This is a genomic window from Bacillus sp. 05T22 (genome assembly GCF_056396765.1).
Genome location: NZ_JBFTMC010000185.1, coordinates 1 through 4,693, shown reverse-complemented (window position 1 = coordinate 4,693; position 4,693 = coordinate 1). Strand labels below are relative to the sequence as shown.

Genomic DNA, 4,693 nt, shown 5'->3' with positions numbered 1-4,693 from the left:
GTTCTTTACTTGTTGTTAGTTTAGAATAAAGTTTGATTAAAACTCACTTAGAATTCTTTAATCAAAAATGAATAAAACAATGTAACCTTTTTGCAAACGGTATTACTATCTTTAAAACGGTGCGACTTTTTTATAAACATCGCATCTCTTTTTAAAACATAGTGACTTTATTACAATTCAACAACGACTTTATTATTTGTGTACACCTAGGGCAACAGATTAATTACATATTCCAATAAAAAACAGGTCATTACAATAATGACCTGTTTCTCTCATATATTAACACACGATCGAACTATGATTCCATAAAATCCCAATGTTCATACTTGAAATCGTATCGAAACTGGATTAAAACGAAAAGAAAAATCGGAGTGAGGAATCACTCCGATTAAAGTCTAACTTTTGAGGTACAGTACAAAGACCCCTCTCCTTACTTCAACTTTCCTTCAAAAACAATTTTTCTCCCGCACGGTTCTACAACTGTTTGTCCATCTTTCTTCACTTCATGAAAGATTGGCTCTTCCATGCGGCGTGAAGGTGCATATCCTTCACGTTCCATACGAGCTAAACAATCTGTAATGGTTTCATTCTCTTGTACTTCAAATTTTTTCTTATTAGGTTGTTTTGTCATGCCCTAACCTACTTTCTATTTTTCTTGATGCGACTTGACTTTTCATATATGTGATATATAGAAGTGCAATAATTGCCATTATTATCATAACCGCTATAAAAAAGCTTGTATACTGTATTTTCTCTATAAATATGCCTCCTAATACAGGACCCATAATACTTCCTATACTAAAGGCAATTCCGGATAATATATTCCCAGCTGGCAGTAAGTGTCTTGGTAATAAATCCGTCATAAAGCCAAGCCCTAATGAGAAACATGAACCGATTACCATGCCCGCTAAGAGCATACACCCAAATACAATCCAATAATACCCGTCAAACACCGCAGCAAGTAAGAAAACGATTGTACTGATGCTGAATGTCCACGTTAAAATGCGATCTCTCCCGTATTTATCACTTAATATACCAAGTGGAATTTGTGTAATAATTCCCCCGATTGCAAATGCGGGTAATAAGAAGGATACATCAGAAACAGACCARCCTTTTCGAAGTGCATATACTGGCAAATTACTATTCAGCATTGCTTCTAGCGCACCGTATGCTAAAGGTCCAATAAGTGCAATCCACGCAAGAATRAATACTTGTTTATAACGAGAAAGCGATGATTCATTTTCTTTCCCTGTTTCATCTTGAGCTGGAAAAGCATTTTTAGTTGGAAGTAATAGCAACCACCCTATTAAGCAAAGAATCGTCGATACAATAAATGGAGTTGCAAGTCCATACTGAACAGTACTCGCTAAGTATGGTCCTACTGCAAAACCGATACCAAAAAACACTCCATATATAGATACTTGTCTTCCAATTTTACCTGGATCAGATGTCGTTGTAATCCACGTTTGCGTTCCAACATGTAACATATGATCCCCTATTCCTACTAGAAAGCGAAGTAAAAACCATATCCAGAATGAAAATGTTTGTGTAAAAAAGAATAATGAAATGATAACGAGAAATCCACCGATTACGATAATTGGCTTCATTCCAAACCGCTGCATCGGTTTTTCAAGCCATGGCGAAATAAATAATATTCCAATATATAACGCAGTTGCATGGATTCCATTAATACTAGAACGAATTCCTTCTTGTTCAAAAATCATCGCGATAGCTGGTAGAAGCATCCCTTGCGATAATCCAGAAATCGCAACAATCCCCACCATAATCCAAAATGTAAATCGTATTGACATCCTGTTCCCTCTCCCTTTACATGTTCACCAGCCTTCATTATAAACGTTTTAAGCAACAATGTGTAAGCATATAAAAAGAAGTTAGAAAACCCGCTTCTAACCTCCTTTTATATGCTCAGCTTATTTGTATTCCAACCAATTTGTAACATGCTGCGTAAATTCATCTAAACAGTCAATAAACGGCGAATGCCCGCAATCCTCTAATATGACTAACTCGGCGTTCGGAAGATGCTTCGCTAATTCTTCTCCTACCACTTGCGGTACAACGTAATCCCGATCTCCTTGTACGACAAGAGTTGGAACTTGCAGACGGTGGATATATCCATTTCCAGGCACGACTCCATTATGTTCATCTGAAATATTAAATGTAATTAAAGCATAGTTTACATCAACAAAATTACGCTGTGTTAACATATCATCTAAATATTTTTCATAGCGCTCTGGATCTGGTTTGTTATGTGTATAAATGAGTAAGTCCCAAACCGTTCGATAATAGAGCTTGTTCATATTTTTAATGGCATCTAGTACAGGAGCAATTTGAACAGGATCTTGTGCAATTTCTTCTTTTGTTTTTAATAACGTGGATACGATAGGCTGACCATTAATATCCTTTTTAAAGATTGGATATCCTTTCATTCCAACTGATTCTACCAAAATAAGTTTCTCTACAAGCTCCGTATGGCAAGCCGTAAACTCCATCGCGATGCCACCACCCATTGACCAGCCCATCAGTGAAAACTTCTTCAATTGTAGCTCATCTATAAATAGCTTTATATCACCTGCAAAGTCTTGCAATGAATCTATTGGCTTATTGTATGTCGATTTCCCAAAGCCCCTTAAATCAATGGCATAAATATGATATTTATCTTGTAATTTCTCAATGACTAAATCCCAATGCTGTGAAGATGTCATATTCCCGTGAATGAGTATAAGTATTTCTTTATTTCGCCTTCCAACTTCTTGGTATGCGATTGTTTCTCCATTTGATAACGAAACAAATTCCATTGTTGCAGGCTTAATCATCATACATTCCCCCATTCAACTATAATAGAAAGAAAATTGTAAACTTATTTTTAGAATACCATATAGAATGTACGTTCTCAATATGAAAACGATACAAAATTTTTACATAAAACAACATGTCTATCGCTAGACAATTATGGTAAAGAGGTATATAGTTAGCTAGGTAACTAATTTGAAAGGATTAAATACATGGTCGAAAAACAACATTTTTTTCACATTGTCAGTCAAACTTCTCGAAAGTTTACGAAGAAATTTAATGAACGTGTGTCACCAACAGGTTTATTTAGTGCACAATGGGCTGTTATTTTCCGAATCAATCAAACGGGGCCTTGTACACAAACTGAGCTATGTCAATACTTAAACGTTGAATCTCCAACGATGACTCGTACATTAACACGTATGGAAACGATGGGATGGATCATTCGAACTGAGGGAAAAGATCGCCGTGAAAAGCTCATTTCCTTATCAGAAACGGCATTGGAAATGATTCCCGTATGGCAAGAAGAAGTTAATACTTTTGAAGAAAAAACGTTGCAGGATATTAATGAAGAAGACTTGCAGCGAGCATTTCAAGTACTAGAAGCTATTATTAAAAATTTAGATGATTAATTGGAGGGATGACGATGCAAAGTGAGAGACTTTGGACGAAGGACTTCCTTGGAACTTGTTTTAGTAGTCTGTTTCTCTTTTTAACGTTTCACATGCTTATGACCACCCTGCCCGTCTATGTAATAGAGGGCCTGAAAGGAAAACCCGAAGAAATTGGTTTAGTCGCAACAGTATTCCTTATTTCTTCTGTCCTATGCCGCCCATTTACCGGAAAGTGGCTTGACGATTTAGGGAGAAAGAAAATCTTATTTATTTCTCTTTCATTATTTTTAGCAGCTACCGTGATGTATTTCGGTGCACAAAGTTTATTTTTATTACTTGCCCTTCGCTTCCTTCATGGTATTGGATTTGGAATGGCGACTACAGCAACAGGTACAATTGTAACAGACGTCGCACCGCCTCATCGACGCGGTGAAGCACTTGCCTATTTCGGTGTATTTATGAGTCTGCCGATGGTAATCGGTCCTTTTTTAGGTTTAACGATTATTTCGCACTTTTCATTTACTATTCTATTTATCGTTTGTTCTGTATTTTCATTACTAGCATTTCTATTAGGTTTACTTGTAAATATCTCACATGAAAAGCCAGTAAGTAAACAAAAATGTGAACGAATGAAATGGAAAGATTTAATTGAACCTTCTTCTGTTCCAATTGCTCTTACAGGATTTGTTCTTGCTTTTTCTTATAGTGGCATATTATCTTTTATTCCTATTTACGCAAAAGAAATTGGCTTAGGAGAAGTTGCAAGTTACTTCTTTATCGTATACGCACTCGTTGTTGTGCTTTCCCGCCCATTTACAGGAAAGATATTTGATCGTTTCGGTGAAAATGTACTTGTTTATCCTTCGATTATTATTTTCACAATTGGAATGTTCATCTTAAGCCAAGCACAAACGTCATTTTGGTTCCTTGGTGCAGGTGTATTAATTGGTTTAGGCTATGGAACATTAATTCCAAGTTTCCAAACCATTGCTATTTCTGCGGCTCCAAACCATCGACGCGGCTCAGCAACTGCTACTTATTTTTCATTCTTTGATAGCGGTATTGGGTTTGGTTCTTTCATTTTAGGTATAATAGCTGCAAAATCAAGTTATCATAATATGTATTTCATTGCTGCCATTATCGTTGCATTTACATTACTTATTTATTACTTCTTACATGGCAGAAAGCAAAAATTCAAAAAGCAACTTACAGATGGAAAAATATCAGCTTAACATCAATAAGGAAAGTAAACTCCTCTGTTTACTTTC

5 protein-coding genes are annotated in these 4,693 nt (G+C 36.0%); 2 read left to right on the top strand and 3 right to left on the bottom strand.

Features of this window, described 5'->3' with window-relative positions; all coding sequences use genetic code 11:
- Window positions 1–430: 430 nt before the first annotated feature.
- The 3 genes from AC1DIT_RS27170 to phaZ form a co-directional block, all read right to left on the bottom strand.
- Entirely contained in the window at window positions 431–631 is a 201-nt protein-coding gene (locus AC1DIT_RS27170) for an NETI motif-containing protein (protein WP_016115421.1), read from the bottom strand.
- A complete protein-coding gene (locus AC1DIT_RS27165; RefSeq protein WP_016115422.1) occupies window positions 615–1,811 on the bottom strand; it encodes an MFS transporter in 1,197 nt (398 codons plus the stop codon). Before AC1DIT_RS27165 ends, AC1DIT_RS27170 begins: the two co-directional genes overlap by 17 nt.
- Window positions 1,812–1,931: 120 nt before the next feature.
- Window positions 1,932–2,849: an intracellular short-chain-length polyhydroxyalkanoate depolymerase gene (gene phaZ, locus AC1DIT_RS27160; protein WP_170927969.1), complete on the bottom strand. Its 918-nt coding sequence runs from the start codon at window positions 2,847–2,849 to the stop codon at window positions 1,932–1,934.
- 174 nt (window positions 2,850–3,023) lie between these two features.
- Between phaZ and AC1DIT_RS27155 the strand changes: the two genes are divergently transcribed.
- Both AC1DIT_RS27155 and AC1DIT_RS27150 read left to right on the top strand, forming a co-directional pair.
- On the top strand, window positions 3,024–3,443 hold the full coding sequence (locus tag AC1DIT_RS27155) for a MarR family winged helix-turn-helix transcriptional regulator (RefSeq protein ID WP_016133088.1): 420 nt from the start codon (window positions 3,024–3,026) through the stop codon (window positions 3,441–3,443).
- Window positions 3,444–3,457: 14 nt separating this feature from the next.
- Window positions 3,458–4,657 carry an MFS transporter gene (locus AC1DIT_RS27150; protein WP_476998552.1) on the top strand — a complete coding sequence of 400 codons (1,200 nt, stop codon included), beginning with the start codon at window positions 3,458–3,460 and terminating at the stop codon, window positions 4,655–4,657.
- Window positions 4,658–4,693: the final 36 nt, after the last annotated feature.

Excerpts from the sequence above, each read along its gene's own strand:
- AC1DIT_RS27150 (WP_476998552.1), top strand. The coding sequence starts at position 3,458 with ATGCAAAGTGAGAGACTTTGGACGAAGGACTTCCTTGGAACTTGTTTT.
- AC1DIT_RS27170 (WP_016115421.1), bottom strand. The coding sequence starts at position 631 with ATGACAAAACAACCTAATAAGAAAAAATTTGAAGTACAAGAGAATGAA.
- AC1DIT_RS27155 (WP_016133088.1), top strand. The coding sequence starts at position 3,024 with ATGGTCGAAAAACAACATTTTTTTCACATTGTCAGTCAAACTTCTCGA.
- phaZ (WP_170927969.1), bottom strand. The coding sequence starts at position 2,849 with ATGGGGGAATGTATGATGATTAAGCCTGCAACAATGGAATTTGTTTCG.